This window comes from Leminorella grimontii ATCC 33999 = DSM 5078 (assembly GCF_000439085.1).
Taxonomy (GTDB): Bacteria; Pseudomonadota; Gammaproteobacteria; order Enterobacterales; family Enterobacteriaceae; genus Leminorella; species Leminorella grimontii.
The window spans coordinates 400,070-420,414 of record NZ_AUUA01000002.1 but is presented as its reverse complement, the minus strand read 5'-3'; the positions used below and the strand labels follow the sequence as shown (position 1 = coordinate 420,414).

Annotated in this window: 12 protein-coding genes and 1 pseudogene; 9 read left to right on the top strand and 4 right to left on the bottom strand. The window is 56.5% G+C overall.

The features are described 5' to 3' along the window. The first annotated feature begins 60 nt into the window (after window positions 1-60). The 7 genes from G544_RS20090 to phrB all read left to right on the top strand — a co-directional run bounded on the left by G544_RS20090 (window position 61) and on the right by phrB (window position 12,235). The gene (locus tag G544_RS20090; protein WP_051155602.1) at window positions 61-6,108 is read left to right on the top strand and encodes a protein kinase domain-containing protein; all 6,048 of its coding nucleotides are present in this window, start codon (window positions 61-63) and stop codon (window positions 6,106-6,108) included. After that, a complete protein-coding gene (locus G544_RS0106370) occupies window positions 6,092-7,159 on the top strand; it encodes a hypothetical protein (protein ID WP_027273818.1) in 1,068 nt (355 codons plus the stop codon). Before G544_RS20090 ends, G544_RS0106370 begins: the two co-directional genes overlap by 17 nt. Further along, complete coding sequence (locus G544_RS0106365; protein WP_051155601.1) at window positions 7,156-7,728, top strand: LemA family protein; 573 nt, start codon at window positions 7,156-7,158, stop codon at window positions 7,726-7,728. The genes G544_RS0106370 and G544_RS0106365 overlap by 4 nt, the downstream gene beginning before the upstream one ends. A 60-nt stretch (window positions 7,729-7,788) precedes the next feature. Further along, entirely contained in the window at window positions 7,789-8,934 is a 1,146-nt protein-coding gene (locus G544_RS0106360; protein ID WP_036023414.1) for a serine hydrolase domain-containing protein, read from the top strand. Window positions 8,935-9,461: 527 nt separating this feature from the next. Continuing rightward, window positions 9,462-9,686, top strand: a complete 225-nt coding sequence (locus tag G544_RS0106355) for a hypothetical protein (RefSeq protein ID WP_027273815.1) — start codon at window positions 9,462-9,464, stop codon at window positions 9,684-9,686. Between the two features lie 327 nt (window positions 9,687-10,013). Continuing rightward, window positions 10,014-10,793 carry a YbgA family protein gene (locus G544_RS0106350; RefSeq protein WP_027273814.1) on the top strand — a complete coding sequence of 260 codons (780 nt, stop codon included), beginning with the start codon at window positions 10,014-10,016 and terminating at the stop codon, window positions 10,791-10,793. Between the two features lie 14 nt (window positions 10,794-10,807). Then, window positions 10,808-12,235, top strand: a complete 1,428-nt coding sequence (gene phrB, locus G544_RS0106345; RefSeq protein ID WP_027273813.1) for a deoxyribodipyrimidine photo-lyase — start codon at window positions 10,808-10,810, stop codon at window positions 12,233-12,235. Here phrB and ggt read toward each other — a convergent pair. Both ggt and G544_RS0106335 read right to left on the bottom strand, forming a co-directional pair. Continuing rightward, window positions 12,232-13,890: pseudogene (gene ggt, locus G544_RS0106340) on the bottom strand (gamma-glutamyltransferase); the annotation flags it as partial. The gene phrB and the pseudogene ggt sit on opposite strands and share 4 nt — an antisense overlap. Window positions 13,891-14,192: 302 nt before the next feature. Next, the gene (locus tag G544_RS0106335; RefSeq protein WP_027273811.1) at window positions 14,193-14,588 is read right to left on the bottom strand and encodes a GFA family protein; all 396 of its coding nucleotides are present in this window, start codon (window positions 14,586-14,588) and stop codon (window positions 14,193-14,195) included. Between the two features lie 422 nt (window positions 14,589-15,010). On the opposite strand from G544_RS0106335, the gene G544_RS0106330 reads away from it, so the two are divergent. Continuing rightward, a complete protein-coding gene (locus tag G544_RS0106330) occupies window positions 15,011-16,177 on the top strand; it encodes a M20 aminoacylase family protein (protein WP_027273810.1) in 1,167 nt (388 codons plus the stop codon). Between the two features lie 124 nt (window positions 16,178-16,301). Further along, a complete protein-coding gene (locus G544_RS0106325) occupies window positions 16,302-17,645 on the top strand; it encodes an MFS transporter (RefSeq protein WP_027273809.1) in 1,344 nt (447 codons plus the stop codon). Window positions 17,646-17,728: 83 nt separating this feature from the next. Here G544_RS0106325 and G544_RS0106320 read toward each other — a convergent pair whose 3' ends face one another. Both G544_RS0106320 and G544_RS0106315 read right to left on the bottom strand, forming a co-directional pair. Next, window positions 17,729-18,505, bottom strand: a complete 777-nt coding sequence (locus tag G544_RS0106320; RefSeq protein WP_027273808.1) for a substrate-binding domain-containing protein — start codon at window positions 18,503-18,505, stop codon at window positions 17,729-17,731. A 200-nt stretch (window positions 18,506-18,705) separates the two neighbouring features. Further along, window positions 18,706-20,133 (bottom strand): anion permease, encoded by a 1,428-nt coding sequence (locus G544_RS0106315; RefSeq protein WP_027273807.1) that lies wholly within the window; start codon window positions 20,131-20,133, stop codon window positions 18,706-18,708. Window positions 20,134-20,345 lie beyond the last annotated feature (212 nt).

Below are 20,345 nucleotides of genomic sequence, written 5' to 3'. Positions count from 1 at the left end.
GTCATCTATGCTTTGTTCTCGTGGCCAATGGACGCTCTGTTTATTTAGTGGATACGGCTTATGATGCGCCTCGGTCATGAAAACCATTCAGAACCCTCTTTTTTCGCTGACGTGGGTGAACCACTGTCTGGCACCTGTGCTTCAGAAATCAACGGCTGGCGCATCACCGACCGACTGCCTAAGCCCGATGAGCAGCGCGATCGCTACCGGGTAGTTCATGAGGTGGACGGTCGTCGGGGCGTACTTATTTTATACGCCTACGGCTGCGAGCCGGACCCGGCCGTCTATGACGTTGTACATCGTCTTCCCAAAGAGCACGTTTCCGAGCTTTTAGACAGCGGCCGCTGGCGCGATCGCGCCTGGTACGTGATGGAGGCGCTGGACGGCGGTTCTCTGCTGGACGCCATTTCTCAAGGGGACTTCTGGCAGCCGAACGAAGTTCGGGACATCGTCCGCGAGCTTGGCAGCGCGCTGGCTAACTTTAGCGAGAACGGCCTGCGCCACCGCGACCTGCGTCCTGCCAACCTGCTTATTCGAACCCGCCACCCTCTGGATATCGTCATTATCGAATTCGGCTCCGCGTGCCTGTCTGAACGCGACGTGGACGTCGTCTCCCCGCTTGAGATGAGCCGCTACAGCGCGCCCGAGACGCTGGCGGGCGGGGTTTCCAGCGCATCGGACTGGTGGAGCCTCGGCATGATCCTGCTGGAGCAGCTAACTCAGGGGACGTGTTTTGACGACAGGCCGCTACAGGCGTTTCTTATCGAGACGTTAACCAGCGGCGTTACGCTGCCGGACGGCCTTGACGACGATATTTATCCGCTGCTGGGAGGGCTGTTGACCGTCGACCGCCGCAGGCGCTGGCAGTGGTCGGAGGTTGCCGCCTGGCTGGACGGCAGGCCGATTGAGGTCATAGAGGAAGGTTACCGAGGCGACAAACCGAGCGGCCTCCCGCTGTTTTTAGGCGATGTGCCCTATTCGGACCCCGCCGCGTTTGCGCTGGCGGCAGCGCAGGCCGATCTCTGTCCGCAGGCCTTGGCTATGATGCAAAGCGGCGCCATCGTTCGCTGGGCGCAGTCGATAGGCCTGCCGCCGTCAACGATGAATCTGCTGTATCAGGTTATGGAGCTGCATCCGCTAAGCGATGACTTCCGCCTGCTGCTGACGCTTAAGCTGCTAAGCCCCCCTATGCCCCTGATTTATCGCGGAGAGATAGTTACTCCCTCGTGGCTGGCGAAAAACCCTACGCTGGGGTATGAGCTGATAAGCGGCCCTCTGCCGACGTTTTTAGCCGACGTTGAACAAGGGCACTGGCTCGCGCTGCTTAAGGCGCGGGAGGAAAGGGTTCGCGAGAAGGGGATGCGGCTGGAGATAGCGATGGACGAAGAGCGGCTTCGGCTGCATCTTCTGGCCACCTCACGCGCGCGCCTGCTGGCGCTTTGGGAGAGCCAGCGTCGGCTGTTTCCGGAAACTCACCATGAAGGGCTGGCGCTTTTTATCGACCGCCGAACGTTGAGCGAAGAGGAGCTTATCGTTTTACTCAGCGCGGACATCGCCCAGTTTGTGGCGGCGGAAGGCATTCTGGTTCAGGCCGCCGCGCTGGCGCGGGAATATGGCGTGACGGATTTCGATAAAGAAGAGGCTCGCGAATGGATAGGGCTGCCGCGACAGGCGCTTTATCAGGAACTTAACGAGCGGATAAGCGGCTTTAACCGCTGTGCGATTGACGAACTTGACCGCTGGGCCGACGGGTTTGTGCTTGAACGTCGCCTTCCGCTGGAGCGGGCGCTGGTGATGCTGGCGATAGAGCCGCAGGCGTGGAAAATGCCGGAAAGGCAGCGCTACGTTAATCAGGTTCTGAATTTCTTTAGCCGAAAGATTCGCGCTTCATCCATGCGGGGATCTTTGGTACGGATGAGCGTCACGCCGCACTCGGCGCGGATAGATCTGACTGAACTTGACGGCAAACCCTCGGCGCAGCGGCTGCTTAATCACGTTCTGGCTCGCCACCGCTCGGCGATAGGCATTGATTCCACCGCGCTGACGGCGCAGGGCAACGCCGGCGGGCGGCTTCGCACGCTGACGTCGCAGACTCAGATGTACCAGCGCGATACCGGCATAGACAGCCTCTATCTAGGGTTTCCCTTTATTTTAACCAACCTTCAGCCGGGGCAGATTAAGCCGCGCATTGCGCCCTTGCTGCTTTGGCCCGTCAGCGTTTCTATGGCGGCGGGCGTGAGCGGGGCGGCCAGCCTGCGTTTTGACGCCGATCGAGGCGTCGCCAGGCTGAACCCCGCGTTGGAAAACGTCGTCAATGCGGCGTCCGTTAAGCAGTGGCAGGCGATAGTTGACGAGTTAATGAGCCGACGGACGTTAACGATTGACGAGGTCATGCAGGCGCTGGGCATCATGGCGAATGCCGATGGCGCAGAGCTTGTTCGCCTGCCGCCTTTGGACGCCGTCGTTCCCGAGCGTGAGACCCGGCTGGCGTGCAGCGCGGTGCTGTTCCAGGCGTCGTTTCTCAGTCAGGCGATAGGGGAAGACCTGCACCAGCTTTGCCAGCGTTCACCGGTCGGCACCGCGCTGGAAACGGCGCTGGGAATGGGCGAACCCAGCCCGGATGTGCAAGAGCTAGTGGGAGAAGCGTCGCGCTTTTTTGTTTCCGCCACCGACCCTTCACAGGAGGCCGCGGTAATGGCGGCGCGTCGAGCGCCGGGGCTTTTGATTGAAGGGCCGCCCGGCACCGGCAAAAGCCAGACTATCGTGAACATGGTGGCTGACGCCATCGGCCAGCAGCGCAGCCTGCTGGTAGTGTGTCAGAAAGCCACCGCGCTTGACGTTGTATACAAGCGCATTACGGCCAGCGGCCTGTCTGACCGGGTTGTCATCGTCAGGGATGCGCTTTCGGGGCGCGAGACGATCCGAAGCGTCAGGGAGCAGTTGGATAGCTACTATCGGTCGCTAAAGCCGGCCCCCCTCTTCCCCTGGCGAAGCGGGCGGCAAAAGCTGGCCGCTCAGATTGATCGGTTAGAACGGGAGCTGGACGACTACTATCAGGCGCTTTATCAGCCGGACCCCGCCGTCGGCATCAGCTATCGGGCGCTGATGGGAGAACTCATCCGGCTGGAGGGCGTAGCGATGCGCCTGGAAGCGCCCGAGCTGCACGAGGTGATGAAGTCGTGGGGCCTGAGTGAGCTTACGAACCATAAGCTGGAGATCCTGCCGGAAATAGCGCTGTGGCTGGCCGCAGACTATGAAGATAGCCCGCTGGCGAGGCTTAGCCCCTTTATTTCATCGGCATCGGCCATTGCCGCGTTTAGCGATGCGTTTGACGGCTTCCGCAGCCAGGAGCGCGAGCGAGACGTGGCCCTGTCCGATCCTCACCGAGACTTTGACTCGGACGACGTTGCCGGCCGCCAAAGCTGGCTTGAATCGACGGCCCACGGTTTTTTAACCCTTTCCCCAGAGCAGTGGGACACGATGGCGCGCTGGCTGCCGCTGTTTTACGTGCCCATTGGCGCGGCGGGGCCGGGCGAACCTATCTTGACGCAGCTCGGCGTGCTGATTGGCCGACTTCAGGCAATTGACGTCGATGGCAGCGATCCGCTGCTGTTCGAACCCCTTTCCCGCTGCGAAGACAGCGCGCTGATTCAGCTGGCGAAGGCGGCGGCGCAGCAGGCGCAGGGGCATTCTACGCTGCGCTATTTTAATCCGTTTTATTACTTCAACCTTCGCCGCCTGAAGGCGTTTATGGTTGAAATGGGGCTGCCGTTCAGCCTCGGCATGTGCGAACGGGTGCTGGCGTCGGTGCGCCAGGAGCAGCAGTGGCGCAGGGTCAGGGCAGAGCTTACCCGCCTTGGGGAGCCGCTGGGCGTAGAGCCCGTCGGCCCGCTAGACGGGCTTGGGCTGAGTCGGGTGCTGGCGGATCTCTACTGTCGGCTTGAGCTGGTTGAACAGCGGTATCGACAGTTGGCCGAATCGCCGGACGCCGCGCGGCTGGTATCCGCTATCGTTGCGCGGCAGCGGGACGGGTTTATCGAACAGTGCGACGAGATACGCGCCGCCGTAAACCGCAGCCAGGCGAGGGCGCAGAGCCTGAAGGCGTTGGATACGCTGCAAAACTGGCTAACCGCCGACGCGCTGAGCGACTTCACTTGTGCGATTAAAGACAATCGCTCCCTGCGGGAGACCCTTGATTTGCTTACGAGCGCGCTGCCGACGCTGGACGCTTACCAGCGGTTCCGGCCCGTCTCCGCGCAGATGAACGAGCCGGCGCTGGCGGTGCTGCACATCTTACGTCATCAGGCGCCAGCGCTTAAGGCGCTTGATGAAGCCGAGCTTATGCAAACTGTGGAAAATACCCTCGACAGAGAGGCTCGGCGAGTTTGGAAGCAGCTTATCGAATGGCGCTTCCCGATTTTACAGCAGCCGGTTTCCCATAGGGAAAAAGCGATTGCGCATATGGCCAAAGCCAGCGCCATGATGCGAGAGCGCAATATGACCGAGCTCACCGAAAACGTTACGGAAGTGCCGATTCGCCCGTCTCGCGAATGGGAGGAGATTACGCGCCTGAGCGGCAAGCGTATGCGCCGACTGCGGGAATTTATCGAAGAAGGCGTCGAGCTGGGGTTAATGACGCTGCGCCCGGTGTGGCTGATGACCCCCGACGTCGCCAGCCAGGTGCTGCCGCTGACGCCGGGCATGTTCGATACGGTGATTTACGACGAGGCATCGCAGATGCCGGTGGAATACGCCCTGCCGACCCTATACCGCAGTAAGAAGATGGTCGTCAGCGGCGATGAGAAACAGATGCCGCCGTCCGCCTTTTTCTCAGGCCGGTTGCCGGAAGACGACGATGGCGCAGAGGCGGAAGAAGCGCAGCAGGAACTGGCCGGCGAGGTATGGGACTACCGCAAGATAGGCGACTGCCCGGATCTGCTGCACCTGGCGCGGACCGTACTGCCGGTGCAGACGCTGGAGATCCACTACCGTTCGGCCTACCGAGAGCTGATTAACTTTTCTAACCATGCGTTTTATCACAACCGATTGAATATTCCGGTCCAGCATTCCGGTCGGGTTATCGATGCGGTTAAGCCCGTGAGGCTTATCGACGTCGGCGGGCTGTATCAGAATCAAAGCAATCTTGATGAAGCGAAGGCCGCAGTGGAAACGCTGGCTGACGTCTGGGCCCGACCATTTGCCGAGCGCCCCTCCGTCGGCGTCGTGACCTTTAACCAGAAGCAGGCCCAGCTTATTCAAAACGAGCTGGAAGAACGAGCATCGCGGGACGATGCCTTTCGGCAGGCCTATCGCGAAGAGCTGGCGCGCCTTGAGGATGGGGAGGATATGTCGTTTTTCGTCAAAAACGTGGAGAACGTTCAGGGCGACGAGCGGGACATGATTGTCTTTTCCACTACCTTCGGCCGCAACGCGCAGGGCGCTTTCCGACGCAACTTCGGCGTGTTGGGTCAGCAGGGCGGAGAGCGTCGGCTTAACGTTGCGGTGACCCGGGCGAAAAAGCAGGTGACTGTCCTCTCCTCTATGCCGATCGATGAGATTTCCGATCTGTTGACCACTCGCCGCAGGCCCGATATTCCAAGGGACTTTCTGCAGGGCTATCTGGAATACGTAAGAATCCTGTCCGCCGGGGAGTTTGAGCGAGGCGGCGCGTTTTTACGGCGCATGTCGCAAAGCGGCGGCGCGAGCGCGGATCGCGAGATGCAGGACGGACTCGTGCAGTCGGTGAGGGCCTTTATTCGCGACTGTGGGTGGACGGTGGCCGACGCTCGGCGCGAAGGCGCGTTTTATTTCGACGCGCTGGTAGAAGATGCCGACAGCGGGCGTTATGCTATCGGCATCGAGTGCGATATGCCGCATCATCCGCTGCTGGAGCGGGCCAGAGCAAGGGAGCTGTGGCGCCCGTCGGTAGTTGCCCGCACGGTCCCTCATCGCTACCGGATCTCTTTATGGGGTTGGTATCACGATGCACATGAGGAGCGTCGGCGGCTATCGCAAGCCATTGAGCAGGCGCTAACGTCGCTGCGAATGCCGCCGGAACGGGAAGGTACGATAAGGGACATGGAGAAGAGTAATGGCGAAGTCGGATGAAGCGCGGCCCGTAGGGCCGCTTGAGACCAACCACAACCGGCGGTTGGCGGAGCTGTTGGCGCAGGTGTCGCAGGCCGTCGAAGCCGCCGAATCTCAGGACGGCCTGGTGGCAGCCATTGAACGGGTCAGAGCCTTTGACGGACCGCTGGCGTTTAACCATACCCGGCCAAAGCTGGTGGCATGCCTGGCTCTGCTGGCCGCAGCGCTGGTTGGCGGCTATCAGTATTATGTCTATCGCCACCTGAGCGCACCGGTAGTTATCCTGATGGTGATCTTTGGGCTTTGCGCTGTGGGGCTTTTTATCTACATGTGGCGCAAAAGTTCTCGCATACGCGCCCTTGCCGAGCGGCTCTATCAGCGCGATTTGCTGTTTGATAACGACATGCGCGAGCTGGGGGACGAACTGCCTCAGCTGGAAAAGCAGCTGTTCTCGAATTTTTATGAGTTCAACCGCGGCAACTATTCAAGGGAGCTGTCCGCCGGATACGAAGGTCGGTATCAGGGGGCAACGCACGCTATTAGCTATCACTTTTACCATTTCCACTATGTGGATAAGCGAACGGAAGTCTCCACCGACAGTAAAGGGAGAGTAAGAACGCGCACGGTATACGATCATTACGATCGCTATGGCATCATGCTGCCGTTTCGTTACGTAAGCCATTTGGCGATTATCGGTAAATCCGTCAGCGGGCTTAAGGGAAGCGACTATAAGCCTTCTTCCAACCGGTTTAATAAGCTGTTCAAGGTGATAGCCGATACGGAAATGACGGCGGCCCGCTTTCTCAAACCGACGGTAGTATTGGCCTGCGAGGAGGCCGCCAACGGCTTCAGCGCGCTTAATCTGGAGTTTAATGCACAGGCGCAGCTGTGCATGTCGTTTGACAACCGCAGCGTGATTTCGGGGCAGCAGCAGCACGACTTCGCCTCGCCCGACGCCTTTATTGAAGAGGTGAGAGGGCACAACGCGCTGCCCGAACTGCAAAGAGCGCTGGACTTTATTCATATCCTCATGGTGTATTCCGACAGTAACTTTAGAAAGGATGGAGAATGATGGAAATCTTGATTCCCATTGGCGTTGTGGCGCTGGTGATTATTGCCGTCGTCGTGATTTATAACGGCATCGTGGGGCGCATGAACGCGGTGGCGCGCGCGTGGGCCGACGTCGTGGTGCAGGAGCGGCAGAAAAACAACACGATCCCGGCGCTGGAAAAAATTGCCGCCGAATATAAGGACTACGAAGCGACCATCATGAAGCAGGTTACCGAGCTGCGCGCGTCCCTCAAACAGCTCGATACGGGCGCGATGAACTTAAACGCGCTGTCCGAAACCCGCAGCAAGACCACGGCGCTGCTTAATGGCCTGTACGCGGTCGCGGAAAACTACCCGGATCTGAAGGCGAGCGATCTGTACCGCGGCCTGATGGCGGAAATCTCCGAACAGCAGGAGAACATCGGCGCGGCCATTCGCATCTTTAACCGCAACGTTGAAGACTTCAACAACGGTATCGAAATGTTCCCCAACTCGCTGGTTAACGGGATGTTCAACAAGAAGAGAAAGCTTTCGACCTTCAGCGATTCAGAGGCCGAAAGCGGCTTTGAGTACCGGCCGGACGTCCACTGATGGCCTCGCGGCGTGGCGTGTGCAGGTTGTCAGTGCTGAAATGAAGAGAGGAAGATTATTATGCAGTCAGCTTTAGATAGCGTTATCAACCGCGCCGTTTCCCCTGAGTCGGGAGAAAGGCAGGCGATTGTCGGCGCCGTCGTTTGTGTTGCTCAGGACGGTAAGCCGATATATCAGCGGGCGGCAGGGGTTGCCGATCGGGAAAACGCAAAGCCGATGGCGTTGGATACGCTTTTTCGCCTCTCTTCCGTGACCAAGCCGTTTGTGACGGCGGCGACCGGCGTTTTGCTCGAAAGGGGCAAGCTGTCGCTGGAAGATGACGTTACGCGCTGGCTGCCGGCGTTCAGGCCGACGCTGCCCAACGGCGTCAGGCCGACAATCACGATAGAGCACCTGCTTTCTCATTCTGCCGGTTTGAACTATGTCTTTGCCGAAGAGCCCGAAGGCCCCTACCATCGGCTCGGCGTGTCGGACGGAATGAATATCTCCGGCCTGACGCTTGCTGAAAATCTGCATCGCATTGCGTCCGCACCGCTGCTGTATCCGCCGGGAACGTCGGTTGCTTATTCGGTCGCAACCGACGTGCTCGGTGCGGTCGTTGCCGCCGTCTGTGACAGCAGCCTGAGCGAAGCGATTGAGTCGCTGGTCTGTCGACCTCTTGACCTGCGCGACGCCGCTTTTAGCGTGACTGACCCTGCCCGGCTCGCTGTTCCCTACGTTAATACCGAGTCAGCGCCCAGGCCGATGGCGGACGATGAAACAATGGCAAACGCTGACGTTGGGGCGGCAGGAGGCATTCACTTTTCGCCGCAGCGAGTTTTTAAGTTGGATGAGTTTCAGTCCGGCGGTACGGGGATGGTCGGCAGCGCGGACGACGTAGAGCGGCTGCTGCAGGTTTTTCGCATGAAGGGCGCGCCGCTGTTTGGGGCTCAGACGTTCGACAAGCTGGCGCGGGATCGCTGCCAGAAAGGGGAGTTTGGCCCCGGCTATGGCTTCGCCTCCAGCTGGCAGGTGCTGAAAGACCCCGCAGCGGTAAACTCCCCTCAGTCTGCCGGAACGATAAGCTGGGGAGGCGTTTACGGCCATTCCTGGTTTATCGACTTTGAGCGTGATTTGAGCGTGGTGATATTGACCAACACCGCGCCGGAAGGGCTGTTTGGGCAGTTTCCGGGGGACGTTTGTCGCGCTGTTTATAGCCAGTTTTAGCATAGAAGCGCGGTTGCCCCGTTTGGCTGCGCCTTTTACCTTCTTGGTGACGTAATACGCCGTTATTTAATTCTGTCGGCGTTTTGTACTTTAATCTCTTTTTATTTAACAACTCTTTTGTTTTCATTTTATAATATGAGATTGGCGTTTATATTGAGATGGTTTTTATTTTTCGGTTATATGTCGATCGATGTTAACACATTGGGTTATTTTCATTATTTCTCATTCTTTATTTATAATTTTCTTAAATATGGTTGTTAATATTTAAATGACTATTTTCCCTTTTTTATCAGTGCGTTTTGCTTCATTGTTTAATGCGAGTTATTTCCTATAACGGCTGGATTTTTCATTGTTATTATTTGTGATGTGTTATTCTTGAACGATAAGAGATGCATTATATTTAATAGGGTTTTTTCTTAACTTTACTTAATTTTCATTTTTTATTGCATTGGGGATATTCGTTTTATTAAATACCTCTCGCCTAAGGGCAATTGTTTATTTTCAACTTTTAAAAAGGATGTACTATTATGCGTCAATTAGATGTGAAAGAAATGGAAGCTGTAAACGGTGGTTGTATCAATGTTACTGTCGATGAGTGGGCGCAAAAAGCGCTTCAGGACGCTGGTGAGTGGTTCAAGAATACCGCTGATGCGGTTTCTCAGGAAGTAACTAAAGTCTTCGAATCAGAAGAAATGAAAACACTGTTGGACAACACCACGCTGTCTCAGTTTTTTAGCAAGCTGTTCGGCTAATTGATCGTATACTCTCGTTTATTCAAGTAATGGAACATTTCGCCATTGGCGCATCGAACCGTGGATAATGCAATCCCTGATAAATAAGGCTCGTAGATGGGAGTGTAGCGCGGTCGTTGGATCCGTTGCTTAGAAAATGATGAGTATAAAGGGTTTCAATATCCATTAAGCAAAGGGGGAGCGTTTTCCCCCTTTGTGACGCCTGCCTGAAAAAGCCTCTTATCCCCGTTTGTTAAGTGAAAAATCGCTTTAAAAAATGTAACTGCCAGCGATGCGGCCTATATCTTCTACACTCTTAACAGTATTCGTTTGGTGTAGGGGATAAACGTGGGCAATAAAATTCTGGTTGGCGTCGGCTATTGCTCAAAGGATGACGAAGCGCGTTTTGAGGAAGACGACGCGTGGCGTATGCGCGTTTTTGCGCAGCTAACGCCCTATGTGAGCGTTGAGCGCCTTCATGCCGATAGTCCGTTGCCTTTGTCTGAGCCAAAGCGCCTATGTGGCTGTATCCTGTTTGCCGATGCCTCCTGCGCGCGCGACTCGCTTACTGCCATGCTGCGTTGCCAAATGCCGTGGCTGCCCGTTGAAGAAAATGCTCATCTGCTGCACGACGATGCGCTGCGGGAGAACTTCGTTGAGCGGGTTTTTGCGCTGTATGAGCTTAACGAACTGTGGCGAAGGGGCCTGACCCGCGGCGGGCTTATCGCCTTTCACAGCCGCTATAAGCTAGTGCTGCTGGCGCATTCGCAGCCGGCGTATCGCGAGCTTGGCCCCTTTGTCGCAGGAATCGACGCGTGGCGCGACCTGACGGCGTTTGCCGTGGAATATCGCCGTCGCCTGATGTCCCTGCTAAGCCAAAGGGCGACGCGAGCCAATCATACCAACGTGCTGATGCACGTTCAGGGCTATTTTCGCCGCTATCTCAGTTCGCCCCAGCGTCAGGAACTCGCCGATGAGATAGCGCGCTATCGTCAGGGCGAGCTGCCTTTGGCGGAGCCGATCGCTCACTTGAAGCGTTACCTGAATGAATATCCGGATGCCTATTTGTCCCAACAGCGCTATTTTGTCTCTTATTCGCAAGAGATGTTTTTACGCTACGGCGGCTAACTGAAGGAAATATCATGGCCACGCACTTAGTCTGGCTGCGCAACGATTTGCGCATTACCGATAACAAGGCGCTGCATGCCGCCTGCAGCGACTCGAACGCCAAGGTGTTGGCCGTATTTATCGCGTCCCCTGCACAGTGGGCAAAGCACGACATGGCGCCGCGCCAGGCGGCCTTCATCTATCAGAACCTGCTGCAGGTGCAGCGAGACTTGGCCGCATTAGGTATCGAGCTTATTTGTCATCAGGTGGGGGATTTTGCCGAGTCCGTTACCTGGCTGGCCGATTTTTGTCGGCGGCAGCGGGTGACGAGCCTGTACTATAACCGTCAATACGAGGTGAATGAGAGGCTGCGGGACGACCTGCTTGAGAATGTGTTGGGCGCAGACGTCGCCCGTTACGCTTTTGACGACGCGCTTTTGCTGCCTCCCGGCAGCGTGCTGACCGGCAGTGGCGAGATGTTCAAGGTGTATACGCCGTTTCGCAATGCGTTTATTCGACGGCTGGCGACGTCTGACGTTGGCTCGCTTCCCGCGCCACGTTCACGAGGCGCGGCGATTGACGTCGAAAAGCCCGCGCCGTTTGACTACCCGAGTGCCGACGTGGATGCGGCTTATCCAGCCGGAGAGGCGGCGGCTTTACGGCGTTTAACCGCCTTTTGCCGAGAACGGGTGGCCGATTACGCGGCGAAGCGCGATCTTCCCGCCGTCGATGGAACCAGCGGCCTGTCGCCGTACCTTGCCGTCGGCGTCCTTTCGCCGCGCCAGTGCTTTAACCGGCTTCGGATCGAGTACCCGGACGTTTTGGAGTCCGTAAATTCCGGGGCGTTCTGCTGGCTAAATGAGCTGATTTGGCGAGAGTTTTATCGCCACCTTATCGTGGCGTTCCCCCTGCTGTGCAAGCATCGCCCTTTCATCGGCTGGACTGACGGCGTGCCGTGGCGTTCAAACGAGCAAGCGCTGTTGGCTTGGCAAACCGGCGCTACCGGTTATCCCATCGTTGATGCCGCCATGCGCCAGCTCAATAGCACCGGATGGATTCATAACCGGCTGCGCATGATCTGCGCCAGCTTTTTAGTCAAAGACCTGCTGATAGACTGGCGCATTGGCGAACGCTACTTTATGCAGCAGCTGCTGGACGGCGACCTGGCGGCGAATAACGGCGGCTGGCAGTGGGCAGCGTCCACGGGGACCGACGCGGCGCCCTATTTCCGCATTTTTAACCCTACGCTGCAGGGAAAGCGCTTTGACCCAAGGGGGGAATTTATTCGGCGGTGGCTCCCGGAGCTTGCGGGCGTGCCGGGCGACGCGGTGCATCAACCCTACGTTTGGGCGCAGAAACAAGGGGAGAGGCTCGACTATCCGCTGCCGATTGTCGAACACGGCCGGGCCAGAACGGAAACGCTGGCGGCGTTTGAGGCCGCCAGACGTTTACGCCAGCATTAATAGCCTGCGGTCAAATCGTCTTTATCCCTCGGGTCGGAAGCGCCAAACAGCCCTTCCGGCGTAACGACGATGCTTTGCGTACTGCCCATCGTTGGCTTGACGACTACCTTATGCCCCTTTTTCTCCAGAAGTTTGATGGTGTCCGCGCTGATGCCCTTTTCAACGCGCAGTTCTTCCGGTAGCCACTGGTGGTGGATACGGGGCGCGTTGGTGGCCTCGGCGATGTTCATCTTGAACTCCACGGTATTAAGCACGATTTGCAGTACGGTGGTGATGATCCGGCTGCCGCCGGGGCTGCCCGTGACCAGCACCGGCTTACCGTCGTGGGTGACGATGGTCGGCGACATGGAGGAGAGCGGGCGCTTGGCCGGCTGAATGGCGTTGGCTTCACCGCCGATCAGGCCGTAGACGTTAGGTACGCCCGGCTTGGCGGAGAAGTCGTCCATTTGGTTGTTCATCAGGATGCCGCTTTTACCCGCCACGATGCCGCTGCCGAAGTTGGTATTCAGCGTATAGGTGACCGCCACCGCGTTGCCTTCGGCATCGACCACCGAGAAGTGGGTCGTTTGATCGCTCTCATAAGGAGCCAGCTCGCCCGGCTTTATTTCAGACGACGGCCTGGCCTTGTCCATGTTGATTTGAGACGCCAGCTTTTTGGCGTAGGCCTTGCTGGTCAGGGCGGCGACCGGCACCTTGACGAAGTCCGGGTCGCCCAGGTATTCCGAACGGTCGGCATAGGCGTACTTCATGGCTTCCGCCATCACGTGAATGGCGTCGGCGCTGTTTTGCCCCATGGCGTTCAGGTCAAAGTTTTCCAGAATGTTGAGGATCTGAATGATGTGGATGCCGCCGGACGACGGGGCGGGCATAGAGAACACTTCGTAGCCCTTGTAGGTGCCGGAAACCGGCGTGCGCTCCACGGCGCGGTAGGCGGCAAGGTCCTCTTTGGTTATCAGGCCGCCGCTTTTTGCCATTTCGCCTGCGATTTCATCGGCGATTTTTCCCTTATAGAACGCGTCCGGGCCCTCTTTGGCAATAAGCTGAAGGCTGCTGGCCAAGTCAGGCTGCTTGAGCTGCTCGCCCTTTTTCCAGGGCGTGCCGTCCGGCTTAAAGAAAATGGCGCGGCTGGCGGGGTGGTCGAGCAGGACCTCTTTGCCATACACTGCCAAATCGTCCGCCAGCGCGTCGTTGACCTTAAGGCCGTCTTTGGCGAGCCGGATGGCGGGTGCGATAAGCCGGTCCATCTTCATTGAGCCGTATTTCTCATGAGCGAGGGCAAAGCCCGCTACCGTTCCCGGTACGCCCGAGGCCAGCGGGCTGGTGAGTGACTTCTTGCTGTCGGCGTTGCCCTTGTCGTCCAGGAACATGTCTCGGGAGGCCTTGGACGGCGCCATTTCGCGAAAGTCGATGGCGGTGGTTTTACCGTCTTTGGTCCTTATCAACATAAAGCCGCCACCGCCGATATTACCCGCCTGCGGGTGCGTTACCGCCAGCGTATAGCCAACGGCGATAGCCGCGTCAACGGCGTTGCCGCCCTGTTTCAGAATATCGACGCCGACCCGGGTTGCCGTTTCATCAACGGATGACACCATGCCGCTTTTGGCATAGACCGGATGAAAAATATCCTCTTCAACGCCGTAAGAGACGACCTTGGCCGCCGCCGCTCCTTGCCAGAACAGCAGTAGCGCAACGAGCAAAAAGTGGAATGGACTCCTTTTTAACTGCCTTAGCATAGACACCTCCTCATGGATTATTACGCTGAAAATGCAACAAAACGTTCACACTAATGGATAGGTGAACTTTTGACCAGAGAGTAAAAAGGGGTAAATCGCGGATTAAGTGTGATCTTCGTCACGCTATCAAAATAACGTTGTAAAAAGGTAAAATTATTAGAAAATCAAATGCTTCAATGAAGTGCATTGCCCTAATTTAGCGCGGGCAATGCGTTTGTTTTGCACTAAAATGATGCATCGTGTTTCGGGTAGTCGTCGCACAGGGTTTCCCAAGCGGCCTTGGATGCGACGAAAATATGGATTTTTTCCTCTGGATTAATGGGGGTATCCAACGTACCTATCCGCAGGCGGTAGCTTTGAGGCTGTGCGTCTCTGGCGCTATACAGCGGTGAACCGCACTCGCCGCAAAACAGGCGATGCACGCCGGGGGAAGAGGAGAAGCTTTTAATGCTCTCCTTGCCGCTGAGCAGGGTAAACTTGTCGGCGTCTATCAGCGCCGCCGAGTTGAACGCCGTACCGGTCGCCCTGCGGCACTTTTCGCAGTGGCAAAAAATGATTCGTTCAATGTCCTGATCGAGGCGATAGCTTATTCGTCCGCACAGGCAGTGTCCCGTTAACATGTTTAAGCTCCTTGTTGTTTTTTCTGTTTCCCTTTGAGTTAAGCATCAATCTTTCTGAAAAGAAAATGACTCCCATAAAATATCTAATAATGGCTATTTTTTGGGATTATCATCTGATAAATTGCCGAGGTTGACGCAATTAGTGGACGATCCTTTCTCTTTCTCCCTCCCTATAAATCTGATATTGTCCAAAAAGAGCAGAATGATATTGCCGTTTATTTTCTAACGTCACCGGCGGTCATGGACCCATACCACCGGTGACGCACCGTTTTAAAAACCGCGTATTCTCCAGCTTGTCGGTATAAAAATGCCTTTTGGCATATTTCTTGCTGATATTTCCATATGGTTCGTTTGCGAACGATGAAGGCAGTCAGGTTATCGATTTATGCCGGTTGTGAACTGGGGATAAAAAAGGAAGCGTCATGATTGAACAAAAAGTCAAAGAGTATGAATCCCTATTATGCGATATTCGCCACCAGATCCATGAAAATCCTGAACTGGGCCTGGAAGAGGTAAAAACCAGCGCGCTGGTAGCCGAAAAGCTGACTGAATGGGGCTATGAAGTCCATCGCGGTATGGCAAAAACCGGCGTTATCGGCACGTTGAAAGTCGGCGACGGCAAGAAAACCATTGGGCTGCGCGCGGATATGGACGCCCTGCCTATTCAGGAAGCCAGCGGCAAGCCGTGGTCAAGCAAGACGCCTAACCGTATGCACGCCTGCGGCCACGATGGCCACACTACCATCCTTTTAGGGGCGGCCAAGTACCTGGCGGAAACCCGCCGCTTCAACGGCACGGTGCATCTGATTTTTCAACCGGCGGAAGAGCTGATTAACGGCGGTGAAATCATGGTGAAAGAGGGGCTGTTTGACCGCTTTCCGTGCGACGCGCTTTTCGGCATGCACAACATGCCGGGCTATCCGGTCGGCGAATTCCACTTCCGTCCGGGGCCGTTTATGGCGTCGATGGATCAGTTCCAAATTATCGTACACGGCGTCGGCGGCCATGGCGCGATGCCGCAGCACGCTGTCGACCCGATCGTCGTAGCGGCGCATATCACAACGGCGCTGCAAAGCATCGTGTCGCGTAACGTCGATCCTCTGGAAGCGGCCGTCATCACCGTCGGCAGCATCGTGGCCGGCCACACCGCCAACGTGATCCCCGACAGCGCGGTCATGAAGCTAAGCGTACGCTCGCTTAGTCGTGAAACCCGCGAGCTGCTGCTCAAGCGCATCCCCGCGCTGGCCAAGGCGCAGGCGGAGAGCTTCGGCGCAACGGCGGACGTAGAACACGTCAACGGCACGCCGGTGCTGGTGAACGATAAGGCGATGATCGACCTCGCCTATGACGTCGCCAAAACGCAGTTTGGCGAAGATCGCGTGGTTTACGGATCCAAGCCGCTGATGGGCAGTGAAGACTTCGCTTTCATGCTGGAGGCGAATCCGAACGGTTGCTACATGTTCATCGGCAACGGCGACAAGGGCGAAGGTTCCTGCATGGTCCACAATCCGGGATACGACTTTAACGACAAATGTCTGGTTCCCGCCAGCGCCTTCTGGGGCGCGCTGGTCGAGCGCTATTTAAAATAATCCATTAGGCCGGGCGCTGAAGGCCCGGCCGGAAATAACAGCACAGGCGACGCCGCCCGGCGCGCCTTAATAATAAAAAGAAAATTTCCATCGCCACACAGGATGGTTAAGGAAAGGAGACACCATGGCAGACGCACTCACCGCAGAAGATAACGTAACGGACAGGCCGGTCAAGAAGGTCAACGGCCGCCGCATTATTTTCGCATCCGCTTTCGGCAACGCGCTGGAGTTCTTCGACTTCGGCGTTTATAACTTTTTCGTCGTTTATATCGGCGTGCTTTTCTTCCCGCCGAGCAGCGACTCCAACGTCGGCCTGCTGCTGGCGTTTGCCACCTTCGGCGTCAGCTTTTTCATGCGCCCGCTGGGAGGCATTATTATCGGCGCCTACGCCGACCGCTTTGGCCGCAAGCCGGCGATGGTATTGACCATCACTCTGATGAGTATCGGCACGCTGATGATCGGCATTGCGCCGACCTACGCGACGGCAGGGTATTGGGGTACCGTCACGCTGGTTGCGGCGCGTCTGATTCAGGGCGTGGCCGCCGGCGGCGAGGTGGGCGCATCGATGTCAATGCTGGTGGAGTCCGCCCCCGCCAACCGCCGCGGCTTTTACAGCAGCTGGGCGCTGGCGACGCAGGGCCTGGCGACCACCTTCGGCGGCCTGACCGCCCTGTGCCTGACCGTCTACCTGCCGGGCGTGAGCGGCAACCCTGAAGTGATGTCCGAGTGGGGATGGCGCGTGCCGTTCTTTATCGGCGTTGCGCTGGCGCCCATCGGCTGCTGGCTGCGCCTGAGCCTGGAAAACGACATGGCGCCGGCCTCGCGTCAGAATGCCGCCGCCAAAAAGGTTGAAGAGATAACCGAAAGCACCATGTCCCTGCTGATGCAGCACATTCGCGTGATCGCCGTCGGCATTCTGTTGACCATCGGCACGACGGTGGCGACCTACATTTCGCTCTACTATTACGGCACCTTCGCCGGCAAGTATCTGCACGTGGAGCAAAGCTATACCTATGCGGCCATGCTGCTGGCCGGCGTGCTGACCTTCGGCGGAGGCCTGCTGGTAGGCGCGATGAGCGACCGGTTGGGGCGTAAGAAGCTGATTGTTATTGCGCGAATTGCGGTGCTGATCCTTGCCTATCCGTCGTTCTGGCTGCTGGTGAACTACCCGACGCCCGCGGTGCTGCTAAGCGTCGTCTTCGTGATGGTGTGCTTTACCACGCTGGGCGCGGTGCCGGTGATGCTGGTTATCTCCGAGCTGCTGCCAAAGCGCATTCGAGCCATGGGCTTTGCCATGGTTTACAGCATCGGCGTTGCGATTTTCGGCGGCTTCGCTCAGTTTTTCGCCACGCAGTCTATCGTTTGGCTGGACTCGCTGACGGCGCCCGCCTGGTATCTGGGCGGCGCGACGCTGCTATCGATGCTGGCGCTGCCGTTCTTTCGCGATCCCAAGCGGTTGGAAAACTGATAGTCGGCATTACTGCCTGACAGCATGATGAAAGATGCCCCCGGTTTTTTGCGAAGTCGGGGGCATTTTGCTGAATGCACTTTTTAAATCGGATCCATGCCGTTTTTGATTTTAACCTCGTTTGTTTCAGGCGAGGTCAGGTAGTCCAGCAGGGCCTGAACCGCTTCTCTTTGCGCTGACTTAACGGTAATGCCTGCACAAAAGCGGGTAACCGTCTGGATGTCAGCGGGCAGTGGGCCAAGTACGGTGATGCCCTCTTGATGAAGCAGCTCGCTAAGCTGTTGGAAGCCGAGCTCAACTTCGCCTTTGGCTACTAATGCACCTACCGGCACGCCTGCGGGCGCCTGCACGATGCGGTCTTTAATTTGGTCGGCAATGCCCCAGCGTTGGAACAGCTCAAACAGGTATACGCCGCTTGGGCCGGTCGAATAGCCAACGGTTTTGGCGCTCAGAACGGCCTGCTTCACCGCCTCTTCGCTGCCTATGTCCATCCTTGTAGCCCCTTCCCGTACGGCGATGGCTACGCCGGATTTAACCAGACAGGTCTTGCTATCGGGAACGACCTTGCCTGATGCGATAAGCGTGTCGATTGCGCCGGAGGCAAGAATAACAACGTCGAAATTTTCTCCCGCCTCAATGCGTTTGGCGGCGTTTACTCCGCCGACCGACTCCAGCTCAATTCGATATCCCGACTGTTTTTCAAACGGTACGACAAGTTCGGACAGAACCTGACGGGTGGCCATCGAGGAGATGACCCTGAGGGTCACTGGCTTATCGGAAGAGGCGTACGCTGACGCCGAGGCCGCGAGGCCGGTAATGCTCATACATAACCCCACAGCGATCGCTTTAGGTAATTTCATCAGTGTATATCCATATGTACATTTTTCTTACTTAATTAATGTCATTGCATACGACGTTAATTAAAAAATAAGGAGCTGCATCCAAAACGAACCTTATAAATACGCACGCTATTTTTTTATTAAATAAAGGCGGTCGGCCGGTAATAGTTATTATCGGGCGGTAATATATAACGCGATATTGTTTATATGGCGGTCTTGAATTAGTTAACGATCCCCAGGAACTGCCACCAAACGTAGCCGACGGTCATTGTGACGATAAAGCATGCAATCGCAATCACCGCGCCGGATATCCACCACTTTTTAACTTCGCTATAGCCTGCGCCGAAGATAATGGGCGCTGCGCCGCCTCCATAGTGGGTTAATGAGCCGCCGTAAGAATTGGTGGCGGCCAACACCAGCGCCAGGGCCATTGGGTCCGCTCCGGCGACTTTGCCTACGGTAAGGAATACTGGCAGCATGGCGATGGCGTACGAGCTCGCCGAGGCGAAGAAGTAGCGCACGGCAATGCTGAGAAAGCCAATAACGGTTAAAACGATGAACGGGTTGTGTCCAAAATCGATGTTGTTTTGGATAAGCGACGCCAGCCAGTCAAACACCTTGGCCTTGTTCAGCGCGCTTGCCAGCCCGATGATGCCGCCGAACCAAAGCAGAGTATTCCAGGCGCCCTTGTTGTTCAGCACGTCGTCCCACTTGATGACGCCCAGTAGAATACACAGCACCGTTGCGACGATGGCAACCGCCGTTGCGTCGATTTTAAGGCCGATGCCAAACCCTTGCCCCAGAATGGACGGCAGCGCCCAGCCGAGCAGCGCGGAGATAAAAATGCCTACCAGAATTTTTTCATTTTTCGTCATTGGCCCCAGTTCGGCCAGCCCCTCCTGAGCGATCTTTTTATTATCGACGTGGGTAATTTCCGGCTTATCCAGATAGTAGCCGATAGCGGGAACGATCAGCAGCAATGCAATACCGGGGACGATCATCGCCAGCGCCCATACGCCCCAATCGAGGTGTACGTCCAGGATCTTCGCCGCAAAGTCGGCGGTGAGGAGGTTCGGCGCCATGGCGGTAATGAAGATAAAGCTGCTAACCTTCATCACGAAGTAGATGTTGGACATCAGGTAAGAACCTGCTTTCTGGGCACTTTCTCCCGGCTCTGAGCCCAATGCTTTAACGACGGAAAGCACTATAGGAAACACGATACCGCCGCTGCGCGCCGTATTGGACGGCGTGACGGGAGAGATGACGAACTCTAAAAAGGCCGTGACGTACCCGAGGCGAAGCGTCGTGCTGCCGAACGCCCTTATCATATGATAGGCGATGCGTCGGCCAAGCCCGGTCTTTACGAACGCTACGCTGATGCCGAAAGCGGCGAACACCAGCCAGACGGTTGAGGTTGAGTAGCCGACGAGGATTTTGCTCGTATTGTTAAGAAAAATACCGGCGAAGCCTACGGCGGCCATCAGTACGACCGCTTCAGAGAACGGTTTTAAAATAAGGCCAAAAATGGCTGCCAGGTAAAAGCCGAACAGGCGCCATGATGATTCGGTTAATCCGTCGGGGGGAGGAATAAACCATATGATGAGCGGTATTAATACCAAGATACACAACTTCCATATTTTATTATTCATGCTGTGGTCTCTCTTATTTAACGTGCTGTGATTTTCAATAATTCATTAAAAAGCCTTGAATTCTTTTGGGTTACGTCAGCGGGATTCCCCGTTTAGTCATTAGCTGTACCGCTATCAAAAGCGATAGAAATTCCATCCGACGCTTTTTACCGCGTCGGGATTGAATACAAAGTAGCGTGCGTTGACGAACCGAAGGCGAACGCTTCGAGTCC